This is a genomic window from Chitinophagales bacterium (genome assembly GCA_041392475.1).
GTDB lineage: Bacteria > Bacteroidota > Bacteroidia > Chitinophagales > UBA2359 > JAUHXA01.
Genome location: JAWKLZ010000002.1, coordinates 747,688 through 769,315, shown reverse-complemented (window position 1 = coordinate 769,315; position 21,628 = coordinate 747,688). Strand labels below are relative to the sequence as shown.

General features: G+C 39.5%; 22 protein-coding genes. 14 read left to right on the top strand and 8 right to left on the bottom strand.

Translation table 11 applies throughout. The features are described 5' to 3' along the window. Positions 1 to 19 precede the first annotated feature (19 nt). The 4 genes from R3E32_16535 to R3E32_16520 form a co-directional block, all read right to left on the bottom strand. Positions 20 to 1,903: an FG-GAP-like repeat-containing protein gene (locus R3E32_16535; GenBank protein MEZ4886345.1), complete on the bottom strand. Its 1,884-nt coding sequence runs from the start codon at positions 1,901 to 1,903 to the stop codon at positions 20 to 22. A gap of 177 nt (positions 1,904 to 2,080) precedes the next feature. Next, positions 2,081 to 2,782 (bottom strand): DUF2490 domain-containing protein, encoded by a 702-nt coding sequence (locus tag R3E32_16530; GenBank protein MEZ4886344.1) that lies wholly within the window; start codon positions 2,780 to 2,782, stop codon positions 2,081 to 2,083. Positions 2,783 to 2,846: 64 nt separating this feature from the next. Beyond that, a complete protein-coding gene (locus R3E32_16525) occupies positions 2,847 to 3,908 on the bottom strand; it encodes a methylated-DNA--[protein]-cysteine S-methyltransferase (GenBank protein ID MEZ4886343.1) in 1,062 nt (353 codons plus the stop codon). Positions 3,909 to 4,274: 366 nt separating this feature from the next. Further along, positions 4,275 to 4,784, bottom strand: coding sequence for a DinB family protein (locus tag R3E32_16520; protein ID MEZ4886342.1), 510 nt, complete (start codon positions 4,782 to 4,784; stop codon positions 4,275 to 4,277). Positions 4,785 to 5,199: 415 nt separating this feature from the next. On the opposite strand from R3E32_16520, the gene R3E32_16515 reads away from it, so the two are divergent. From R3E32_16515 to R3E32_16500, 4 genes are all read left to right on the top strand, one after another. Further along, positions 5,200 to 5,712 (top strand): hypothetical protein, encoded by a 513-nt coding sequence (locus R3E32_16515; GenBank protein MEZ4886341.1) that lies wholly within the window; start codon positions 5,200 to 5,202, stop codon positions 5,710 to 5,712. A gap of 176 nt (positions 5,713 to 5,888) precedes the next feature. Further along, complete coding sequence (locus R3E32_16510; protein MEZ4886340.1) at positions 5,889 to 7,376, top strand: hypothetical protein; 1,488 nt, start codon at positions 5,889 to 5,891, stop codon at positions 7,374 to 7,376. 50 nt (positions 7,377 to 7,426) lie between these two features. After that, positions 7,427 to 8,176, top strand: coding sequence for a hypothetical protein (locus R3E32_16505; GenBank protein ID MEZ4886339.1), 750 nt, complete (start codon positions 7,427 to 7,429; stop codon positions 8,174 to 8,176). Next, a complete protein-coding gene (locus tag R3E32_16500; protein MEZ4886338.1) occupies positions 8,173 to 8,388 on the top strand; it encodes a hypothetical protein in 216 nt (71 codons plus the stop codon). The genes R3E32_16505 and R3E32_16500 overlap by 4 nt, the downstream gene beginning before the upstream one ends. 73 nt (positions 8,389 to 8,461) lie before the next feature. Here R3E32_16500 and R3E32_16495 read toward each other — a convergent pair whose 3' ends face one another. Beyond that, positions 8,462 to 8,671: a hypothetical protein gene (locus R3E32_16495; protein MEZ4886337.1), complete on the bottom strand. Its 210-nt coding sequence runs from the start codon at positions 8,669 to 8,671 to the stop codon at positions 8,462 to 8,464. Positions 8,672 to 8,842: 171 nt separating this feature from the next. On the opposite strand from R3E32_16495, the gene R3E32_16490 reads away from it, so the two are divergent. The 7 genes from R3E32_16490 (at position 8,843) to R3E32_16460 (ending at position 16,630) form a co-directional block, all read left to right on the top strand. Continuing rightward, positions 8,843 to 9,157 carry a rhodanese-like domain-containing protein gene (locus tag R3E32_16490; GenBank protein ID MEZ4886336.1) on the top strand — a complete coding sequence of 105 codons (315 nt, stop codon included), beginning with the start codon at positions 8,843 to 8,845 and terminating at the stop codon, positions 9,155 to 9,157. A 23-nt stretch (positions 9,158 to 9,180) separates the two neighbouring features. Continuing rightward, complete coding sequence (locus tag R3E32_16485; GenBank protein MEZ4886335.1) at positions 9,181 to 10,743, top strand: hypothetical protein; 1,563 nt, start codon at positions 9,181 to 9,183, stop codon at positions 10,741 to 10,743. 150 nt (positions 10,744 to 10,893) lie between these two features. Beyond that, positions 10,894 to 12,891 carry a gliding motility-associated C-terminal domain-containing protein gene (locus R3E32_16480; protein ID MEZ4886334.1) on the top strand — a complete coding sequence of 666 codons (1,998 nt, stop codon included), beginning with the start codon at positions 10,894 to 10,896 and terminating at the stop codon, positions 12,889 to 12,891. Continuing rightward, positions 12,891 to 13,184, top strand: a complete 294-nt coding sequence (locus tag R3E32_16475; GenBank protein ID MEZ4886333.1) for a hypothetical protein — start codon at positions 12,891 to 12,893, stop codon at positions 13,182 to 13,184. The genes R3E32_16480 and R3E32_16475 overlap by 1 nt, the downstream gene beginning before the upstream one ends. Positions 13,185 to 13,265: 81 nt before the next feature. Next, complete coding sequence (locus R3E32_16470) at positions 13,266 to 13,979, top strand: carboxypeptidase-like regulatory domain-containing protein (GenBank protein ID MEZ4886332.1); 714 nt, start codon at positions 13,266 to 13,268, stop codon at positions 13,977 to 13,979. Between the two features lie 80 nt (positions 13,980 to 14,059). Then, entirely contained in the window at positions 14,060 to 15,301 is a 1,242-nt protein-coding gene (locus R3E32_16465; GenBank protein ID MEZ4886331.1) for a hypothetical protein, read from the top strand. A gap of 111 nt (positions 15,302 to 15,412) precedes the next feature. Further along, on the top strand, positions 15,413 to 16,630 hold the full coding sequence (locus R3E32_16460) for a hypothetical protein (protein MEZ4886330.1): 1,218 nt from the start codon (positions 15,413 to 15,415) through the stop codon (positions 16,628 to 16,630). Here the strand turns inward: R3E32_16460 and R3E32_16455 are convergent. Together R3E32_16455 and R3E32_16450 are read right to left on the bottom strand one after the other, a co-directional pair. Further along, positions 16,620 to 18,098, bottom strand: a complete 1,479-nt coding sequence (locus R3E32_16455; protein ID MEZ4886329.1) for a Na+/H+ antiporter NhaC family protein — start codon at positions 18,096 to 18,098, stop codon at positions 16,620 to 16,622. The two genes, R3E32_16460 and R3E32_16455, sit on opposite strands and share 11 nt — an antisense overlap. Before the next feature lie 308 nt (positions 18,099 to 18,406). After that, positions 18,407 to 19,069: an outer membrane beta-barrel protein gene (locus R3E32_16450; protein ID MEZ4886328.1), complete on the bottom strand. Its 663-nt coding sequence runs from the start codon at positions 19,067 to 19,069 to the stop codon at positions 18,407 to 18,409. A 330-nt stretch (positions 19,070 to 19,399) separates the two neighbouring features. Between R3E32_16450 and R3E32_16445 the strand changes: the two genes are divergently transcribed. Genes R3E32_16445 through R3E32_16435 form a run of 3 tightly spaced genes read left to right on the top strand, consistent with a single transcriptional unit; the run spans position 19,400 to position 20,408 of the window. After that, a complete protein-coding gene (locus R3E32_16445) occupies positions 19,400 to 19,648 on the top strand; it encodes a YtxH domain-containing protein (protein ID MEZ4886327.1) in 249 nt (82 codons plus the stop codon). Positions 19,649 to 19,687: 39 nt separating this feature from the next. Further along, positions 19,688 to 20,062 (top strand): hypothetical protein, encoded by a 375-nt coding sequence (locus tag R3E32_16440; GenBank protein ID MEZ4886326.1) that lies wholly within the window; start codon positions 19,688 to 19,690, stop codon positions 20,060 to 20,062. Continuing rightward, positions 20,055 to 20,408, top strand: a complete 354-nt coding sequence (locus R3E32_16435) for a hypothetical protein (GenBank protein MEZ4886325.1) — start codon at positions 20,055 to 20,057, stop codon at positions 20,406 to 20,408. Before R3E32_16440 ends, R3E32_16435 begins: the two co-directional genes overlap by 8 nt. A gap of 127 nt (positions 20,409 to 20,535) precedes the next feature. Here R3E32_16435 and R3E32_16430 read toward each other — a convergent pair whose 3' ends face one another. Beyond that, the gene (locus R3E32_16430) at positions 20,536 to 21,465 is read right to left on the bottom strand and encodes an IPTL-CTERM sorting domain-containing protein (protein MEZ4886324.1); all 930 of its coding nucleotides are present in this window, start codon (positions 21,463 to 21,465) and stop codon (positions 20,536 to 20,538) included. Between the last annotated feature and the right edge of the window lie 163 nt (positions 21,466 to 21,628).

The window sequence follows — 21,628 nt, the reverse complement described above, 5'->3', positions numbered from 1 at the left end:
ACAATTTTATTGATAAGCACTATTCTACGATTAAACGATGGGAAGCCATTCCAAAATCAGTAATCAGTTGGCAAAAGTAAATACCCGCAGCTAATTTTGCAGAAGGTTGCCAATCAAACATTTGTTTACCCACAGCCTGTTCGTTTTCTGCTATTTGGTGAATCAAACGACCTGTTACATCGTAAATAGCCAAAGAAACTTTTGAAGATTTTGGCAGGGAATAGCTGATAAGTGTACTTTCTTTGAATGGATTTGGTTGGCTGGTCAACTGCAATAAAGAAGACGTATGTTCTTCAATAGCAGTCATTTCTCCTTCTCGTATAATAACCGTTTGATTGGCTGCAATATTGGTAAAGACCTGTTCTGCTCCACCCAACCAACGCACTTTCAATTCGTCAATCATTTCGTAATTTCCCAAACCAAAATGAGCAATCGTACTATTTTGAGAAGCATGACTGCTGCCTCCATCAATCTCTCGCATAAAAGTCCGCCCATCTACCTTTACTTCAACATGACTTCCAATTCCTTGTTTGTTGTTGGTTACTCCTTTCAATTCTACTTTTAGCCAATTGGCAGGAGGAGAATCATTGCGGTACAAAAGAACATGGTTTTCAGAAGTGAACTCTCTACCAGCATCGTAAATGCCTACAACCAAAATATCCATATCGCCATCATTGTCGTAATCTGCAACAGCCATTCCTCTACAAACATCGGTATTCGCCACACCCATATCATCCGATACATCTGTGAAAGTACCATTCGCTTGATTGTTGCGGTACAATTTATTGGGGTCAACTTCCGAATTTTTTAGATCGTTGACTGCGGGAATATGTCCATTACTCACAAATAAATCGATGTAGGTGTCATTGTCATAGTCAAAAAAGGCTGTACCCCAGCTTGTTGCCAAAAGTACATCACCTGTTGAAGAATCTATGCCGCTGTAAGTGTTGTCGACACCTGCTTGAATAGCCAAATCCAAGAAACGCTGGTTGAGCCCTTGGTTTTGAAGGAGGCGATTGCGTCCTAAATTGGAAACATAATAATCGAAATAGCCATCTTCATTGTAGTCGCCAATTGCAATTCCCATAGCATAAATTTTAATATCCAATCCAGTTATCGTATTGAAGTTGGAGAAAAAGTCGGTAGGGTATGAATTGGCAAAAATCGAATTGGGCAGTACCCATTCTCCAAAATCATTGGCCACATAAATATCCACGTCCGAATCATTGTCATAGTCCGTGAAAGCAACTGCAAGCGCACACCCTGCATCATCCAATCCATAAAATTGACCCACTTCTTCAAATGTTCCATCCCCTTGATTGATGTAGAAAAAATTGCGGTATCCTTCATGTCCAAAACCATTTTCCGCATCGTAACCCCCATTTTCTTCCAAATAATTGCCCACATACAGATCTAAATAACCATCCACATTGTAGTCGCCAAACGAGGCGGCCATTGAAAAAGAAACATCTGCCACTCCTATTTGCTGACCGATTTCGGTGAAAGTGCCATCGCCATTGTTGTGCAACATCATATTGGGCTGTGTATCCCAAGTCATCACAAAAACATCCCGAAAACCATCATTGTCTATATCCGCCGAAATTGCCCCCGTAGTTTGATAATTAGGAAGGTTTTTTAGTCCCGCCGTTTCAGAAATATTAGAGAATGTACCATCTCCATTGTTGTGGTACAAAGCATCGCTTCCACCACCACCTGCTAAATAAATATCTTCCCAACCATCGTTGTTGTAATCAAAAAATACACCGCCTCCACCTATCATCAGCGCACTTGTATGCTGAAAAAGGATTCCCGATTCTATGCTGACCTCAGTAAATTGAGCCGAAATGGGAGGAGAAATAACCAAAAGCACAAATAAGATGAAGGTGTATATTTTGGATTGCATAACATATTTCTTTGAAACACATGAAAAGAATGTCAAAAATACAGAGAAAATCGTTATTTTTGAAAATTAAACGATTCCTAACAGCAGAATGTAAGCCCGCTTTCTTTTACTTCAATTTTGCCATAGTACGGCGGCTATCTGAAAAATATATATTTTGTTCGCCGCATTAAATTTTTATCAAAACTTCTGATGCACACTCAACTGCATCTGTCCTTTAGTCCAATCATCCGTAGCTTGCTCCATAAAGCCCAGTTGAATATTTAGACCCTTTTGGAGACAATACCCCAAAGCCGTATAGCGTCTATTCCTATCAAATATCTGCACTTCTCTCCCATCCCCTATTCCTCTTTCACCATTGATAAATAGTTCATTGTAAAAAGCAAAGTAGATTGTGCCTTTCTCCATTTCCGTCTTGTTGAGCAGAACGTTCAAAAACAAGTTGTAACGCCAACGGGTTCTAAAATCTTGGTTTTCGACAAATCTTTGCTCAAAACGAAAACGGTGGGTAAGCTGAAAACGATTGCCTAATTTTTGAGGAATTAAGGCTTCTTGGTAAATACGACTTTCGGAAGTTGTTTCTTTGGAGTCACCAAAAGTACCTGTGGTAATATTGCCATAGCCCAGCGTGAATTTTATAGGTGTATTATCGGGTTGATAGGTGATGCCCCCTCGAAGCAACAACTGCTCTAAGTCACCTCCAAGATTCCAATTTCTATGTTGAATGTCTCCCTGCAATCCCCATGGACTATTTTTGAAGCCAGTATTCCAAAAGTACATATACCATGCGCCCAATTGATCTTCATCTATTTGAGCGTTTACCTTTGGAGAAAATAGATAGCAGGCGACAGATACCAATAAAAGTGTAAGTAGTTTATTCATAAGTCCTTTTTTAATAAACTACAACACATACAATGCTCAATGGTTTACTTTTCCGTTTCGATTTTTAATCCTGATTTCCATGCCGCCCCTCATGCTCCAACAACCACTTTTTTCGCTCCAAACCACCCGCATATCCCGTCAAATGTCCATTTTTGCCAATCACCCGATGGCAAGGAATTACGATAGCTATCCGATTGCAGCCGTTGGCATTGGCGACTGCTCTGACAGCTTTGGGTTTGCCGAGTTTTTCGGCTTGGGCTTGGTAAGAACGAGTTGTACCGTAGGGAATTTTCAACAATTCACGCCAAACGCTCTGTTGAAAAGCTGTACCAGGCGTGAGTAGCCTAACTTCAAAAGTTTGGCGAGTTCCTGCAAAATATTCCGTCAATTCCCATTTGACCTGCCGAATGTGGTCATTTTCACCCGCCAAAATCGTGGCATTCAAGCGGTGCTGCAAATCCCGAAATTCGGTTTCGAGCATTTTGCGCTCCACAAACTCCAACAAGCACAAACCTTCATCGGTCGCACAGGCGAACATGGGACCAATAGGTGTGGTCAATCGGCTGATGTAAATGAGGTTTTGACCTTTGCTTTGTTGTGGGGATTTTCCGATGACCTTTTTGAAGGTATAGCCAAAGCCACTCAGTGATTCATAGCCCGTATCAAAGGCAGAATCCGTCACTGTTTTGCCGTTTTTGACCTCCTGAAACGCAAGGTTGATGCGAATCATGCGCTGATAGGCGTGGAAAGTCATGCCATAGTGTTTGTTGAACCAACGCCGCAAAAACTCTGGACTCAAACCATTTTGAGTCAATGTGTAGTCGGTGATTTTTTCTTTGGGACTGTTAGCAACCATTTTCACTGCCTTCAATACCTCTTCGGGAGCTTGGTCGGCATTTTGGGTGGGTTTGCAGATTTTGCAGGGGCGATAGCCCGCTTGCAGCAGTTCTTTGACCTCCGTGTAAAACTCCACATTCTCCAATTTGGGCTTTCTCGCCCTACAAGTAGCGATGCAGAAAATGCCTGTCGTCTTTACACCCACATAAAAAATGCCGATATATTGCTCATTTCTTTCTACCAATGCTTGATAGTATTTTTGAATGTCGGTTGGGTTTTGGATGTGCATGTTTTTGGAGATTGGTTATTGTAAAGTGCTAAATTGTTGTACTGCCTTGAACAAAGCCTGTTCCGAGACCTTGGAAAATCGGCTACGAAAAAGAATCACACTTAAATGATGAAAATCTTCTGTATTTAGTGCGGAAAATTCCTTTCTGTAAATAATTCCTGTTCGAGGCTTAGTAATCACAAAGAACGAACAATTCCCAAGTTACCACAACCGAAAAATAGACAAGTATTTTTTGAAAAGTAAATCTTGAAAGTTTGTGTGTGTTAAGAATATAGATTCCTGTCAAAATCAATGTTTTCAAAAATAGAAGCATCTAAAGTATTCTCAACTAATTGATTAATATAGAGGCATTTTAGTAAAACGTTGCTACATCCATTCCCCCGCATAGCGCACCGATTCACCAGAAATATGCTGCAAATAATCGTACTTCAATCGGGTGATTTGGCGCATGTGTAAGTAGTCGTGGGCGAGCCAATTGGTGAGGTAAAATCGGGCAGAGAAAAGGCCGTATTTAGGATGTTGGTAGGCATTATCCCATTGAGGGTTTTCCAAAGATTGCAGCCATTCGATGGACTTATCCCGTTCCTCCAAAAAACCATGTAGTTTTTCGTCAAAATTTTGCTCCATGTATTTTCGTTCTGTCACCCATTTCGTTGGATGTATGGGTGGCGGCGTGACTTCGGGCGTTTGCAATACCAACCCCAGTCGCACCCTAAAATCTTCTCTTTCTTCGTCGTAGAGGTGGCAGATGATTTCAAGTAAGCACCATTTTTTGGGAGCTTGTTTCCAAGTATAGGCGGCTTTGGGAGTGTTTTTGAGGAGGTTTTCAAAGACGGATTTGTTTTGTTGCAGTTCTGTAAAAATGTGTTGGTACATGCGTTGAAAAATAAAAACTGAAGTGAAAATAGCACAATAGAAAGACTTCGGAAGTTTAGTTCTACAAAATTCAAAAAACTAATTTAACAAACCTGAATTTTTCAAAGATTAAAACTTCCGAAGTCTTTTTTTAGAGGTGAAGTCTGCTTTTAGAAGGTAGTTTTCCTTTCACAGATTTTATCAAAGACCCCAAATATACTGATATACTGCTTTTGAAGTATTTTTTTTGTAGTAAAAATCAGTTTGAACATTAAAAGAAGTGGTTCTGCATTTTGCTGATAATCAGTAGATTTAAGCACTTTTAAGTTTGATTGAATATTACAAAATGCGTTTTTTAGGTTCGATATTGGAAAACGTTTGAGTGATATTTGTAGGTATAAGAAACGAAATTTTTATTACCTCAAAAACATGTATCATGAAAACATTTCAATTTGTAATTTCTATTTTAATAACCGTTTTTCTTTTTTCAACTACTGCAATAGCACAACAAGTAGAACAGCCTGACCTCAGCAAGGGCGAAATTGCAGGAGTATGGGTATCCTACGATGAAGCAGGCAACAAAACAGTGATGGATTTTTCGCCTTATTTTTACTTCAAAGTCACTACCGATGTTGGAGGTGAATCTATGGGGGCTTGGAAAATTGAAAATGGAATTCTCTCGCTTGATTTTTGGACAATGAACCACAAAATGAGTGGCCCTGTTGAAGAATTCCTTGCTCCTGCCGTATATGTCGGACCTACTCAACACATTGAAGTACCTGCGGGTATGTCTATGGATGCGTTTAACAATACCATCAACATGCAGATGAATCGTACACAGCAAATGCACATGAATACGATGGAAATGATTGACGATATGAGCGGTAGCGATGACTATGACTACTACATGGAGGACAGCAATGGGAATACCTATGGCAAGGATTGGTAGTAAATAAATAAAAATGGAAATGAGGTTTTAGAAATTTTTTGTTTCAATTCTTATTTCCATTTTAATACTTTTATAAATGGCAAGTCATTCTTAGGAAGGCTTGCCATTTGATTTTTAGCCATATCTGTGTATATTTGGTAGTTTCTTTTTGAAGCTCACCAAAATAAGACGTACAGATGGCTACCAATACCGACTTGTTTGACCTCATTCAATCCCTCACCCGAACTGAAAAGGCCTACTTCAAAAAGTTTGCTTATAAAAATGACAATTCCAAAGACAATCCCTATTTGCAGCTATTCGATGCTATAGACCGACAGCAGGAATATGATGAGGAAAAACTGCTCAAAAAATTTAGAAAAGAAAAATTTGTCAAACAATTTTCGGTGGCTAAAAACTATTTGTTGAACTTGATTGTCAGTAGTTTAGCGGATTACGACTCCAATAAAAACAACCGTAACCGCTTGCTGCAAATGCTTCGTGAAATTCGAGCATTGAAGGACAGAGGCGCAACTGATTTAGCCCAAAAAAGGATAGACGCTGCCCTCAAACTTGCTGAAAAATACCAAGACGATTGGATTCTATATGAACTCTATCTAATGTCTGTTGTGCTACTTCCCCTTCAAAATTCGGCAGACCGTTTTGACCTCTACCAAAAAATCCAAGAATCCCTCAACGCCATCCAAAACATGGAGGACTACCGCAAAGTGTACGGTCAGTACCTTCAATTGGGAAATAGTGGCTCTAAGGTGAGAGAGGAACAAAACGAACAATCTTGGAAAGATTTCATGCAGCATCCTCTGTTACAAGATTCTACAAAAGCTATCACCTTTGCTACTCGATACCAATTCCATGAAATCTGGACGAACTATCACCTACGCTTCAAAAACTCAGAAGCGGTCTATGAGCAGATGCAAAAACAAGTAGAATTGTTTGGAGAAAACGATATATACATCGAAACTAAACCAATTATTTACTTAATGACACTCAACAATCTGATGTTTGTTCAAGGAATACTCAACAAGCACGAAGAATTGGAGGTGACTGCCCAGTTGATTTTGGAAAAGCGAAATGAAAAAGTGATTGCTCCAGTTGCTCAAATACGCCCCAATATTTTTTACACATTGGAAGGAACACTGTTGGCGTATTATTTGGAGCTGAAGCACTATAAAAAAGCGTACGAAATGATTCCAAAAGTTCGTGCCTGCAATCCTGAAATATTTGACCATGAGAAAGATAGGGTTTTTCGCAATCGCTTCAATATGGCGGCTGCTTACTTCTATCAGAAGGAGTATGATGCAGCTTTGGATGAGGTGAACGAACTTTTGGGCTTCAAAGAACTGGACAAGGAATCACCCGATATTGGCAGCTTCACCCGAATCCTCGACCTACTTATTCACTTTGAGTTGAACAACGATTTACTAATTGAATACACTTCTCGCTCTGCCTATCGCTACCTCTACAAACACAAAAAACTCTATCAAGTCGAAAACATAGTCCTCACTTTCTTCAAACATCTTTCGAAAATCAACGATGTATCTGAACTGCAAACAGCTTTTGAAGATTTGCATGAGTCACTGCTCGAACTGAAGGAAAACCCTTATGAAGCTGGAGCTTTTTCGTATTTTCATTTTTTGGATTGGGTCGAGGAGAAGATGGAGGGATGAACACTCAAGTAAAAGACTAATTTACTGCAACAAAATTTCTAAAGTTTGATATGAACATTTTCAAACATTTCCTCAAAATTGTGAGCATTGGTTTCCTGCTCTTACTCTTGTGTGTTTTTGCAGATTTGCAGTTTACAAGAGGATATTTTTTGAAGTATGTTACTGCTATGCCTCAAATGGGAGAAATAACAGAGGATATTTTGGGAAGTTTTGAATACCATATTCAAAAAAAAGAAAACGGAAATTTTGACTGTACGATTCGGAATAATTCTATTTTTCCTGTAAACTTAATTGTGTACAGAAATGAAGCTTTCTTTTATAATATTGAAGATTCTACTTTGTTTGATGTTGGGTATGCAACAAGAGTTCGGTTGAACCTACCTCATGGGATTGTAGAAGAAAATTCTGGTTTTGACTGCGGAACGGGGATTGGATTGGCTACAATCAATCCATTTGAAAAATTTCAACAAGAGGATATTTTTGAGACATTAGCCAATGACCATTTTATCCAAAGTTCACTTTTAGAGCCAATCATTAACGGGGATAGTTTACTTGCTATTCCTCCTTTGATTTTTGATAAAACAAAAAGCAACTTTGTCTTTACAGGTACAGATAAGAGAAATGTAAATTATAAAGATTCTTTAGAGCTTAAATTCTATTTGCCTATTTACTCAATATTCACAGGAAAGCAATTTAACTTGTACTCCAATTGCATTAAGCTATCCTATTTGGACTTGATAGAAAGGATAGTGAGGAATCATAATCAAAGGATACAATTCAATAAAATCACAAAACAATGAATCTCAAATTACTAAACGTTGTCATTCTTGCAGAAGATTACCAAAAACTGGTTGATTGGTACATCAAAACCTTTTACAAGCGCATTGCAGAACATGGTGGTATATTGGTATTTGACATCAATTTTGAGGCAAAAGAGCAGTTCTATTATGGGGCGGTCAATGATATTGAAGGGAATCAAATTTGGGTGATTCAAACAAAAGAACAGGCATAAAAAAGCCTTGCTTGTGTTCATTCTTAATAAACACAAGCAAGGCAGAAAAATAAAATAACAACTTGGTTATTAACTATTTCTTTGCTCCCATCAAATACCGAAACAAGTACAGGCCACCTGCAAAGAAAATACCTCCAAGAAAGGTAGGAGCTAAAAAGCCCATTTTTTCTACTTGCACACCGAGCAAAGTGCCGCTGCCTTTCATCACTGCAAAACAGGCAAAAATGAGTAAAAACATTCCCGCAAGGGTTAAAATGGTCGCAAAAACTTTAACAATATCCATAGTAAACACTATTTTTTTAGGTAGAAGGACAACTGCTTTTCATGGCACTATCAGCCCTCGAAAATTGAATTTATTTGACAAAAGACGAAAATAAATAAAAACTTCAAGACTTTTGCCATCACACATTCTTAATTTTACGATTCAACCCATTTCATCCGATTTCAAATCTATATGAACAAAACGAGATTCCAACACCTAATGCCCGCTACTTTCTTGGAAATGAGCAAGCAAAACGCAGGCTGCATCCTCTTAGATGTAAGGACTTCAACCGAATACGCAGATTTTCACTTGGAAGAATCACTCAACATTGATATCAAAAATCCAGATTTTGTAGAAGAAATCAATGAATTGGACAAAACCAAACACTACTTTGTCTATTGCAGAATTGGTATGAGAAGCGTCAATGCTTGTAATTATATGGCCATGTTGGGCTTCAAAAACTTGTACAACCTCAAAGGAGGTTTAGAAGCATTGGAAAACAAATAATTTGACCTCTAAAACGCAGGCCGTTGAACTTCAAAAAAAATAAACCCAAAGCATTGACCACCCTCTTAGTCTTGCTTTCCTTTGCAGCTTACTATCTTTTGGCTTACCGCACACTCCGCACTGAGGTCTATCAAGTTTTTGCCTTGTTTGGTGTGTTGTTTTTAGCTTATGGGCTGTTGTATCAATCTGTGAAAGATGCTCCTACCTATCGCTTTCTGTTAATTGCCGCCATTCTGTTTCGTGTTTTGCTGTTGTTTGCCCTTCCCAATCTATCCGACGATTTTTACCGCTTCAATTGGGACGGACGTTTACTCGGCAATGGCATCAGTCCTTTTGAAGCACTACCCATTCATTTCATAGATGGAACTTATCAAGGTTTGATTCCCAACAATATCAACCTCGAACTCTATTCCCAACTCAATTCACCTCAATATTTCACCATCTATCCACCTGTCTGTCAGTTCATTTTCTGGTTTGCTTGTTCGTTTTTCCCCAATGACCTGTATGGCGCAACAGCTTTGATGAAAACCTGTTTGTTGTTGTTTGAAGTAGGCAGCATTTACCTCTTGTATCGGATGGTGCAAAGGTTGGGATTGCAGCCCAAGAAAACCTTGTTGTATGCCCTCAATCCTTTGGTAATTGTGGAATTGACTGGGAATGTGCATTTTGAAGCAGCCATGATTTTTTTCATTTTATTAGCAGTTTGGTTTTTATTGGACGCAAGAAGCAAGAAGCAAGAAGCAAGACGAAAGATGAAAGACGAAAGACGAAGGATGGAGGATGGTGGGCGAAAAACGTTGGGCATAGGACAGTGGGTAATGGATTACAAACATTGGGGTAAAGAATTTTGGCGGTGCATGGTGGGAAGTCCAAAAGTGGAAGTGAAAACGAGAAGTTGGGTATTTTCTGCCGCTGCAATGGGTTTGGCAATCAGCTCCAAACTTATTCCAATGATTTTCTTGCCTTTCTTCATTCGCTTATTGGGTTGGCGTAAAGGCATTTTGTACGGTGCCATTGCAGGAATGGTGACATTATTCGGTTTTGTGCCTTTGTTCACCTTCGACATCCTTCAAAATCTGCTGTCAAGCATTGGGCTGTATTTCCAAAAATTTGAGTTCAATGCCAGTATCTACTACCTCGTCCGATGGATTGGTTATCAAGTATATGGCTACAACATCATCCAAACAGCAGGACGCAATTTAGCCATCTTGACCTTGGTTGGAATTATGGCTATGGCTTTTTGGGAAAACAAAAATTGGGGAAATGAAAAATCGGTTGCCGCCCATCTGAAAACATTACTGCAAGGCTTCCTTTTCGCACTATTGATTTATTTTGCCTTTGCCAACATTGTTCATCCTTGGTACGTTTCTAGCTTGGTGGCACTTTGTATTTTCACCCCCTTTCGATTTCCCATTGTGTGGTCGGGTATGGTGGTTTTGACCTACTACACCTACTTGACCGATGCTTATACTGAAAATTTATATTTAGTTGGTTTCGAGTATTTTGTAGTGTGTGTTTGTTTGATTTGGGAATTGAAAACGGCTTTTTTGACCAAAACTTTGTCATCTGCGAAATCTGTGTCCTAAGATACTTTTCCGTATTTTTGTAAACACTAAGAAAAACCAAAATAAATTAATTATGAAAAGCAATTTGTTTATTTTCAAGTGATTAGTTGAATTTGTATTTGAGTTTTTAATTTGAATTTCTCTAATTTTCTGTTCTAAAACAACAATCCCATGCGGTTTTATTTTACCCTGCTATTGATACTTTTTTGTTTACCTTCAATGACTTACGCCCAATGTTCGTTCAGCGTAACAGGCAGCAATCCCATTTCGGACTACTGTTTTGCAGCCTCTGCTAATCTCAACTATACGCTCACAGGCACACCCGCAGGAGGCACATTTAGCGGTCTGCATGTATCGGGCAATACTTTCAGCCCGCCCATTACTGGATTTATCGGAGAATTTGACATCACTTATACTGTCAATGCTTGCAGCGTCACCGAAACAATTACGATAGGTACTTTCTTCAATGTCAATGGGCAAAGTGGCAGCTTTTTCTGCTTAGAAGATGCACCCTTCGGTTTACAAGCCAACATTGCAGGAGGCACATTCAGTGGAGAAGATGTGATTGGAGCAGGTTTTGTTCCTTCAGAAGCGGGCGAATACGACATTACCTACACGACTTCAAACGGTTGTGCCATTGTTCGCACCATCGAAATAGGGCCGAGTTTCACCATTGAAGGAGTAAACACCGACTTGGGCGGCTTCAATATTTGTGGAGGAAGTTTGCCCGCTACTTTGATTGGCAATCCTGTGGGAGGCACTTTCTCGGGGCCAGGATTCATAGGCGGTCAGTTCAATCCTGCGGTGATTCCTGGCAGTTTCAACATCACCTATACCGTTCCAGGATGTGGCAGTGTGACAGAAACCATTACAGTTGAAGGGGTTGGAGAAAATGCGGTCATTGACGAAAGCAATTTGTCAGCGCAATATTGCGAAACGGATGAAACCCTTGTCACCCCAATGGGTAATTTGGGTGCAAATGCTGATTTTTTTATCAACGGCAATTTGATACAAAACTTTCAAGCCTCCAATTTGGGAGTAGGCACCTACCAACTTTTTTACTCCTTTGAAGATGAAAATGGCTGCAATAGCTTGGATTCCTATACCTTCAATGTTTTTCCACCACCCAATCCCGACTTCAATTTGCCCGAACAATACTGCATCACCGATGGTCCTATTTCCTTGATGCCAATTGCAGGGGTTTCAGGCAACAGCACTTTTGGTGGAACAGGCGTTGTGACAACAGGAGGTGCTGCCGTTTTTGACCCAAACATTGCAGGGGTTGGTATGCACAGCATTACGCATGATATTACGGACAATATTGGGCTTTGCCAAGCTACGATGACCAAACAAATTGAAGTTATGCCAGGAGCAGAGGCAAGTTTTGAAGGTTTGGGCACTTTTGAGTGTTTTTCGGGAGAAGATGTATTGTTTTATAACGGCAACTCAAAAGGGGAGGAGGTGAATTATTTGTGGAATGTGATTGAAGGGGAAGCAGTTATTGAATTACCCTTCGATGGCCCTGCCGATTCGGTGCGGGTTTTTACCAACTCTACGAACTCCAATAGTTTCACAATCGAATTGTTGGTAAGCAATGGCGGCTGTACAGCAACTTTTCAAGAAACCTTCAATCAAGCCAACTTAAATGTGGACATTTTGACCGAAAACCAAAGCATTGAAGCGGGGCAGTCGGTTAATATTGAAGCCAATGCAACTTCTACAGATGGCAGTAATTTTACCTTTCAATGGCAACCTATTCAGGCACTTAGCTGCAATGATTGTTTGACCCCAACTGCTGCTCCAACCCAAAGTACGACCTACTATTTGTTGGCACAAAATGAAAATGACTGCATCGTAGGAGATTCTATTCGCATCACTATTCTTTCGGATAGGGAGGAGGAGGAAGTGGTGATTCCAACGGCTTTTAGCCCGAATGAAGACAATGTAAACGACCGATTTCAAGTTGTGGGCCGTAATATTGAATCGGTGATTTTGCAGGTGTATTCTCGTTGGGGAAAGAAAATTTTTGAAGGAGATGGTTTGAAGGGTTGGGATGGTTTGCACAACCTTCGATTTGTGGAGCAAGGTGTGTATGTATATGTGGCTGAAATTACCTTGTTTTCGGGCGAAACATTGCAGCGACAAGGGTATGTGACTGTATTGAAGTAATGAAACAAAAACACAAGACCTTCGACATAAGCTGCGGAAAATGTGGCAATTATTTGTTAACTTACCACAAATACGGTGCTGGAAAAGGCATCTTGCGTTTGTATTTTGCCAACATTGCAGCACCTGATGAATTGGTGGCTTTGTTGGATTCGGAATATGAAAAGGTGAAAGATGTACCAAATTTGACCTGTTTGGAATGTGGTGAAGTGTTGGGCGTACCCGCTTTGAGCAAGGGCAACCGTTGGGTTTTTCGGATGCGGCAGGGGTATTTTCACCGACAATTGAAGCGGTGAATGAAAACTTCAAATTCAAAATTCAAGGCTCAAATGCAAGTTCAAAGGGCGTAAGTTCGACACCATACAATTTTCATTCCCATGGCTATCAACAAAATAAACCTCTCCCAACTCTCTCACTGCAATCAATATTGGGACGAAATGCCTTCGATAAAAGGTGGACGCTTGTGCGCTCAGTGTGACCGATGTATTGTAGATTTTCGGAACAAAACACCCCATGAAATTGCAGTGATGCATGCCTACAAAACGGGAGCCTTGTGTGGGATTTACTCAGAAGAACAACTGGGTGGCGGTAAAATGCTTGCTTCAAAAAGCCGTTTTGCTTATGCCAAATCCCTGTTGATGGGCATTGGAGTTTTGTCTTCTGCTGCAAATTTATTGGCGCAAACGAATGAAAGTAAGCCGAATATGGAAGTAGTAGAAATCAAAACAATGACTGTGGACAAAAGCCTAAAAACCGAAAGTAAGCAAGATTCGGCGAAAATGGAAGTGGCTGCAAACCCTTTTTTGATAAGTGGCAAAGTCGTTGATGCAAAATCCAATGAAGCATTGATAGGCGTTACCTTGTGGATAAAAGATACCGAAATTGGTGTTGCTACCAATATTGAAGGAAGGTTTGAGTTGGATTTGAAGGAGCAAATGCCTTTTATCGAAAAAAAGGACAGTGTTGTTTTAGTGGTTAGTTACATCGGCTTCAATACCCAAGAAATTCCTATTGATTTGACGGTAAATCAACTTCAAAATATGCGGATTGAATTGGACAATGAGGGCATAGAAATCATTGAATTTTACTGATTGTAACGTTTTGCTGTGATAATAAAAAAGCCACTGAAAAAGCTTATGTTTAAAGTACGAACCAAACAAGTGCAAATTCAATGGCATCTCAAATTAACAAAAATTGTACGATTGTATTACCGATTTTGGAAAATAAATACGATTCATTTTTAAACGACCCAAAAATAGCTCGCCAAATAATTAGCGAAATATGGGCAACAAGCCCCGAGTTATTTCCTGCACAAATGACTAAAGGTTATGTGCTTAACGGCAAAACTCGGCCGTCGAAAAAAATGAATATCCAAATGCGAAAAATAAAAGTAGCGGGACAAAATTATCAAATACGCCCAAGTTTCATTCTGCCTTATTGCAGAGCGAAGACGTATATAGCTTCTAAAGGCTTGTTCTTAAAGCGGTTCGGTGTTCCTTTCTGGGCATTGGCATTTGCTTTTGGATACAATGCGATGTGGTGGTACCGCCTCTATAATTGTTTTAGTGATTATAGCATTGTAGGCACAACCATCCATGACCCAGAAAAATTACCTTCCGATATTTTAGCAGATGAACACCATGTAAAAATACAAGGTAAAAAAGCTTATGTGGCTACAACTGTGGGACAAAACTGTTTTTTAGGTATGGAAGTTTCTTCTGGCGCAGATGCGGATTCTTTGGAAGAAGCTTATGGTGTATTCAAACAAGAAGCAGAGGATGTGTCATCTGACTACCAACCTAATACAGTAAATACAGATGGGTGGACAGCTACACAGAACGCATGGCAAAAACTCTATCCAAATATTCAAGTCATTGAATGTTTCTTACACGCCTTTCTAAAAATTAGAGACAGAGCTACAAAAAAGATTCAAGACTATTTCAATACAGCAGCAGATAAGGTGTGGAAGGCTTATCGAACTACTTCAAAAAGACAATTCGCACAACATATAAGAAGGCTTCGGGAATGGACAGCTAAGAATGTGCCTTCCTGCCCCATGAAAGATAATATTCTTAAACTCTGTAAAAAGAAAAACAAGTGGTTAGCACATTTTGACTTTCCCAAAGCACACAAAACCTCCAACATGATAGATAGATCCATGAGGGCAATGAATAGACATGCCAACAACTCCCAAATGTTTCATGGAGATATACTTAGCACTACTCATAATTTCAGAGCTTTTGCCCTTCTTCATAATTTTTCACCCTCTTGTTTACAGGCTTGGGATGAATCAGCTGTCTTAATCAGTCCTGCGGCAAGACTCAACGGATTTGTCTATCATCATGACTGGTTACAGAATTTGTTAATCGCGGCTTCGTTAGGAGGATATCGAAATCACAGCAATCCGTTATAATCAGGAATTTTACATTACTGAAACCCGTCGTCCTTTCCATCAAAAAGTCTGGCGGACGCTGACTTTTCCGTTTCGGATGATTGGGGAGTTGTTTTCAAAAAAGAACTAAAAATGATTAGTAAGCTTTTAAAGTGGTGCTTAAAACTCATTCCAGTACTTCTGCTGTTGGGTATAATCTATCTAAATTATTCCTTGTATTATCACCCTACTTTTAAGGCCACGGATAGAGGTGTTTACAATGAGGATGTTTATCAGCAACTGAATTTTCTGAAATTTGCCCTCCGAAATGGCGCAGGTGATGAAATGCAATCGCTGTTTCCAGAAGGCTTTGTGTTTATTAACTCACTATATGGGTTGAGTTGGTGCAATTTGATTCGTTATCTTGATAGGGATTCTCCTATCTACAAAGAAGGGATAGATGAAATTTCGTGGTCAATCAAAGAAGTGAATTCACCAAAGGCCAAACAAATATTTCCCGAAAACCTACCTTTAGCCTATGGTGTATTTTATAAAGGATGGAGTAATGTCTTGTTGGGCAGCAAATTGGCAGTACAATCAGAAGAAGATAGAGATTCCAGTGATATTCGCTTATTCAAACAATACTGCAGTCAAATTTCCACTGTTTTGAGCCAATCTAACTCTCCCTATCTCGAATCTTATCATGGTCAGGCTTGGCCTGCGGATATGATGGTCGCAATGGCTTCTATCAATATTCATGACCAAATATTTGAAGAAGAATACCAAAGCACTATTGAAGAATGGGTAATAAAAGTGAGGCAAAAGCTGGATGTTGAAACAGGGTTGATTCCACATTCGGTAGAAGCTATTTCTGGAAACACATTTGAAGGAGCAAGAGGTTCTTCACAAAGTTTAATGCTGAATTTTTTGAAGGATATAGATGGTGGGTTTGCCCAAGAGCAGTTTAAACGCTACAAAGAACTGTTCCTTGATTCGAGGTTTTTCTTGCTTGGCATACGAGAATATGCCAAAGGGCAACGTGGGAGAGGCAGTATTGATTCTGGCCCCGTGATTTTGGGTATTGGTGGGGCAGCTTCGATAGTTGGACAAAGAACAATGGGAAAATACGAAAGTTGGGATACTTATGAGGGGCTTCGAAATTGTATCGAAGGTTTTGGAGTGGCTTATACCTTCAATGCAAAGAAAAGATATGTTTTTGGGCAATTGCCAATGGCGGATGCTTTCATTGCTTGGAGTAATTCGTTGGAAAACAAAGGAAATGAAGTGAAAGTGGATTCAAACTGGAGGCTAAAATTTCAGATATTGTCTGTGCTTTTGGTTGTGATGTTTGCTTATTTGATTAGAGAATAAATCCCAATATCAAATACAAAACCAAACTGACTCCGCCCATTGCCAAAGCATAGGGCATCTGCGTTTTAACATGGTCAATGTGATCGCTTGCCGAAGCCATTGAAGACAAAATAGTGGTGTCGGAAATAGGTGAGCAGTGGTCACCAAAAATTCCCCCCCCCAAAGCGGCAGCAAGAGCAAGGTGAACATTCACCCCCATAGTTTGCGCCATTGGCATCGCAATCGCTATCATGATCGCAAATGTTCCCCAACTTGTACCCGTCGAAAAGGCGATAATACAACTAACAGAGAAGACAATAGCAGGCACAAGGGCAGGCGACAACCAAGATTTGGCGGCAGTGGCAATGTAGAGTCCTGTCTGCAATTCTTTACAAACTGCTCCAATGGCAAATGCCAAAACCATCAAGAGGGCAAGCGGTAAGAGGGCTGCAATGCCTTCTAAGGACAAATCGACCATTTCACGAATCCCAAAAATGCCTTGTATCTTGTAGAGTGTCATGCTGATGAGAATCGAGGTAATGACCGCCATCAAAACTGCCGTAGAACCTGAACCATTGCCGATGGCAAAAAGAGCCGTTTCAAATCCATTGGCATTTGGAAGGGCTGCAATAGCTGCTTCCCAGCCTGTGTAAATCAACATGATGGGCATCATCACAACCATTGTCAAAATAGGGATAATCATGTTGAAGGCTTTGGGTGTGACGTTGGTTTTGGTTTGGAGGAGGGTAATATCGGAACTCATCATTGGAACCGCATCATCCGCCAATAGTTTCCCTTCTTCCCTTGCTCTGGTTTCGGCTTTTTCCATTGCTCCAAAATCTTTTTGGGTGAAGATGATACCAAGTCCAAAAAGTAGGGCGAGAATGGGGTAGAAATTGTACACCATAGATTGAAGGAGCATACTGAGTGGATTTTCAAAGCCTTGTGTCAATAACAAACCCATAATGAACGCCCCCCAAGCATTGAAGGGCATCAAAATACAAGCAGGTGCAGAACTTGAATCGGCAATGTAAGCCAGTTTTTCACGAGGAATACCCATTTTATCAAATATTGGGCGGTACAATGCGCCTACGGTCAATACTGAAACACTAGATTCTACAAAAATCAATAGACCCGTGAGCCACGCCAACAATTGCACAGTAACACGGCTCTTGCCTTTTCCCATTGCTTCCCTTTTTTGCATCCAACGATTCACCACATTGATAAAACCTTCAACGCCTCCCGATTTTTGGATGAACACAATCAAAGCACCAACCAATGCACAAAACATAACCGTCCGTGTATTCCCTTCATCCTGAAACACATCTACCAATGCCTGAACGGTGGCGAAACTGCCTGTGAGTAAATTGCCGCCATGCAAAATAATCCAGCCCAGCCAGATACCAAATAGTAGAGAAATGAATACTTGTTTGGTGCGAATCGCAAGGATGATGGCAATAAAAGGAGGAGCAAGAGAGAGAATGGTCATGATGGCTGCCGAAATTGTAATGAGAATAAAAACTAAAAGTAGGGATTTTTAATTGGAGATTTGGAGAATCTCTAAAGAATAAACTTCAAAAGCTTTTGAAGTTTCCACAAATAGAGAAAGGCACCTTCCTTTCGGATAGATGCCTTTACATAAATATGCAACCACTCACTCTTTTTTGTTGTTGATTTAGAAGCCTTTCCAGGGTACTTCTAAATGGGGTTTATTTTTTCTTTATTCTTGCTATTCGGTAAGTTTGACTGTGGTTGTAAAGGAGGGTTTAAAAAAATGGATGGATTTTTTTTTATTTTTTAGCGTTGATACACCGTATAGCCCAAAGGAATGCTCATACCTACATTGACTCCCAAATAGTTGAAGCCACCTTTGACCATCTGATAGCGTGCACCCAAATCCAAAGATACGCCTCCCAAATCTACTTCATAACCTACTCCTGGTGCAAAACTCATTTCGGTGAACGATTCTTTTGCAGATAAATTAACCAATAAATTCGCTGATAATTTGGTGCTGATTTGATGTGCGCCTACTTCTGCGCTCGCATACAAACCCTCTGCTAAATACACTTTTGTGCCGACTTGCATTGGAATGGCGGTGACAGTAGCGTTTAGGTTGGTCAAACTGCCTATTACAGAGCCGACATCTCCCAAATTGCCAAAGTTGGTATTCTCGAATTGAAGGAAGCCCACTTTTCCAAAAATAGCTACCTTATCGTTTACTTTGTGCTGCAATTTAACAGAAGCACCAAAACCAGAAGCCGTATTTTGGCTCAAATCGAGTGGAATATCCGCTACTCCTGCAATGAGTGGTATTTGTGCTTGGTGTTGGAAAGATGGTGCGCCAATTTCGGCACTGATGCCCAATGTTGTTTGGGCCTGTGTGGTTTGAAATGTCAAAAGAGCTGCAAATAATGTGAGCATACAGCTGAATGTCCATCGAAGGTTGAAGAATACTTGCATAGATCCGCAATATTTTTTGGTGATTGGAATAATTCCGTTGTAATCAAGAAAGTGGAGTAGAGGGATTGCAGCAAAGCAAGTGAGGGGAAATTTAGAGTGATACGCATGAATCAATCAGTAAATTCCTATAATATGCTAAGACCTATTATTTGAGGGAAGGTTTAAGAAGTTTTGTGAAATTCCACCTATTTGGTGAACGTTTATGCCCTTTCAAGCATTAATAGTACAGTAATGCGTGTAGAATGAATAAAAAATGCTGGATTTATTTTCAATTTTATTTCGTAATTTTACACTCCTACTTTTTTTTTAACAATTAAAACCCAAAAAGTTATGCGTTCAATATTGATGTTAATTTTCGGAATTGCCATTGGACTTACAATCGGAGCATTGTATGCACCTCAAAGCGGCAAAAAAACACGCAAAAAATTGCGTAAAAAAGCAAAACAGATGCAATTAGAACTTGAGGTACAAGCTGAAAAGAACATGGAAAAATTGCAGGAATTGAGAGTAGCCGCAGAAGAAATGATGGAAGAGGCTGCAAAAAGAGTGAACGGAAGTTCTAACACAGTCGAGTTGTAATCCCAATCTGTAACTAAAATCTTATCACGCAATAATATCATGAAAGAAGAAGCAGGAACTGAAAATAAAGCCATTACTGAAAAGCTGGCGGCTGATGTACAAAGATATATCGAACTTCGATTGAAGTTTTATAAACTGGATGGACTGGAAAAAACGGCTTCTGCTTCTGCTTTTTCCCTTGCGTTGGCAATTATCATTATGTTGCTTACCTCTTTGGTGTTTTTTCTCAATATCTTAGGGGCGGTAATGATTGCAGAACACTATGGTTCGTGGACATTGGGTTTCTCCGTATTGCTGCTGTTTTATGTCGTTATCACCATTCTTTGTATCGTTTTTTGGAAAAGATTTTACAACCTCTTTTTCAATTTTTTCCTCTCTTTTGTTTTAAAAGATAAAGACCTTAAAGATGAATAAAAAACAAAAACTCTTGCTGGCTAAAAAACGCTTAGAACTGGACATCAAGAAGCAAGAATATGTGTTGATGAAAGATTTTTTGCAGGTAAAAAACCAATACAACCCTGCAAAAATGGCAACTGCCATTGCATTTCAGTTTTTGGGCGCAAGCGACTCTGAGTTGAAAGATATGTCTGGACTTTCGATTGAACAAAAAGTGGCAGTTGAATCACGTATCAATCAACGAAAAAATCTCCGAGAAATGATTTTCAATATTTTTACCTTCGTAGATTTAGCGTTTACTTCTTTTTCCGACAAAATGCTTTTGAGATTAATCAAAGACCATGAGAAGTTTGTAGATAAATAAAAAAGCCCCACCTACATTACTTCAATGCAGATAGGGCTTTTGATTTTATTAAGATTTGAACATGAATCGTTTACGAAAAGAATCACACTATACGTACATGAAGCACAAGAAAATTCCTTTCTGTAATCTATTCCTGTTCGAGGCTGTTTCTCCACTTAGGTTGTACCAAATACAAAGCCCCCAAAGTCATCAATAACAAAGCGAGAATGATTAATCCCCATTCGGAGAGGGTGGGTACACCACCAGAAAGTAAAGTGCCATTGTTGACCGTAACAGTTTCGAAACTGGTATAATTGTAAGTGTAAGAACCCGTTATTTGGATACTTGTACCATTATCGGTGTATGTTTCTCCCATTGCATCAATTATCAAAACATCATTTCCTGCTCCTCCGTCAAACGTAAGTGTAATAGAGGTCGGCAAAGTACCAAGGTCATTTATTGTTAATTCATCTGCCATATCCCCTCCATTGAATGTCAGGCTACTTGTAGGAAAGGGAAAAATGGTATTTTCAAAAGTAGCACCAGAATCAGTAAGCTCAAGTTCTCCTGGATTTGTACTATCAGATAAAACGGCGTTATTGGATGTATTTGGCATATTTAGTGTTGCATTGGCTGCAGCTATTCCAATAATTGGTTCAAGTCCAAAATATTCAATTTTGGAATCATCAAGTTCTATCAATCCATCTGTTTTGTTGTAGTAGTAGTAAACAGCATTTTCAGCATTTCCGTTTTTGATTTCGAGTGCATCCCCCACAGTACCCGAAAAGTTGTTTTGTCCATCGAATTTGATATAGAAAGGAAAATTAGAGTTCGCTAAATCAACGCTTAACAGGTCATCTCCTCCTCCTCCAAAAACTTCAAATTGATTCTGCTTTGAAGTTTCTATTGCAACAGATTTTAATAATTTGCCGTTATCTAAAATTTGAACATTAGATTCTGAAAATTTTATTTCAAACTTATTATTTTCTAATTCAGAAACTGGTGATTCTAGCTTGATGCGATTGTTAGACAGTTTGGTGAGTGTAGTAGCAGAATTTTGTATGGTTTGGCTAATCAATGGGTTAGACGTAAATAGAAACCCCAAAAAGAAGCAACAATAAAACAGCTTCTGGGTTTTTAGTTGGTTTATTAAACTGAAGTTGGTTGATTTGTTGAGAATTTGCATAATAAAAAAAGATTTAAAATTTTTGAAATGATGTAAGATAAATAGATGTTTGGGA

Excerpts from the sequence above, each read along its gene's own strand:
- R3E32_16535 (MEZ4886345.1), bottom strand. The coding sequence starts at position 1,903 with ATGCAATCCAAAATATACACCTTCATCTTATTTGTGCTTTTGGTTATT.
- R3E32_16530 (MEZ4886344.1), bottom strand. The coding sequence starts at position 2,782 with ATGAATAAACTACTTACACTTTTATTGGTATCTGTCGCCTGCTATCTA.
- R3E32_16525 (MEZ4886343.1), bottom strand. The coding sequence starts at position 3,908 with ATGCACATCCAAAACCCAACCGACATTCAAAAATACTATCAAGCATTG.
- R3E32_16520 (MEZ4886342.1), bottom strand. The coding sequence starts at position 4,784 with ATGTACCAACACATTTTTACAGAACTGCAACAAAACAAATCCGTCTTT.
- R3E32_16515 (MEZ4886341.1), top strand. The coding sequence starts at position 5,200 with ATGAAAACATTTCAATTTGTAATTTCTATTTTAATAACCGTTTTTCTT.
- R3E32_16510 (MEZ4886340.1), top strand. The coding sequence starts at position 5,889 with ATGGCTACCAATACCGACTTGTTTGACCTCATTCAATCCCTCACCCGA.
- R3E32_16505 (MEZ4886339.1), top strand. The coding sequence starts at position 7,427 with ATGAACATTTTCAAACATTTCCTCAAAATTGTGAGCATTGGTTTCCTG.
- R3E32_16500 (MEZ4886338.1), top strand. The coding sequence starts at position 8,173 with ATGAATCTCAAATTACTAAACGTTGTCATTCTTGCAGAAGATTACCAA.
- R3E32_16495 (MEZ4886337.1), bottom strand. The coding sequence starts at position 8,671 with ATGGATATTGTTAAAGTTTTTGCGACCATTTTAACCCTTGCGGGAATG.
- R3E32_16490 (MEZ4886336.1), top strand. The coding sequence starts at position 8,843 with ATGAACAAAACGAGATTCCAACACCTAATGCCCGCTACTTTCTTGGAA.
- R3E32_16480 (MEZ4886334.1), top strand. The coding sequence starts at position 10,894 with ATGCGGTTTTATTTTACCCTGCTATTGATACTTTTTTGTTTACCTTCA.
- R3E32_16475 (MEZ4886333.1), top strand. The coding sequence starts at position 12,891 with ATGAAACAAAAACACAAGACCTTCGACATAAGCTGCGGAAAATGTGGC.
- R3E32_16470 (MEZ4886332.1), top strand. The coding sequence starts at position 13,266 with ATGGCTATCAACAAAATAAACCTCTCCCAACTCTCTCACTGCAATCAA.
- R3E32_16465 (MEZ4886331.1), top strand. The coding sequence starts at position 14,060 with ATGGCATCTCAAATTAACAAAAATTGTACGATTGTATTACCGATTTTG.
- R3E32_16460 (MEZ4886330.1), top strand. The coding sequence starts at position 15,413 with ATGATTAGTAAGCTTTTAAAGTGGTGCTTAAAACTCATTCCAGTACTT.
- R3E32_16455 (MEZ4886329.1), bottom strand. The coding sequence starts at position 18,098 with ATGACCATTCTCTCTCTTGCTCCTCCTTTTATTGCCATCATCCTTGCG.
- R3E32_16450 (MEZ4886328.1), bottom strand. The coding sequence starts at position 19,069 with ATGCAAGTATTCTTCAACCTTCGATGGACATTCAGCTGTATGCTCACA.
- R3E32_16445 (MEZ4886327.1), top strand. The coding sequence starts at position 19,400 with ATGCGTTCAATATTGATGTTAATTTTCGGAATTGCCATTGGACTTACA.
- R3E32_16440 (MEZ4886326.1), top strand. The coding sequence starts at position 19,688 with ATGAAAGAAGAAGCAGGAACTGAAAATAAAGCCATTACTGAAAAGCTG.
- R3E32_16435 (MEZ4886325.1), top strand. The coding sequence starts at position 20,055 with ATGAATAAAAAACAAAAACTCTTGCTGGCTAAAAAACGCTTAGAACTG.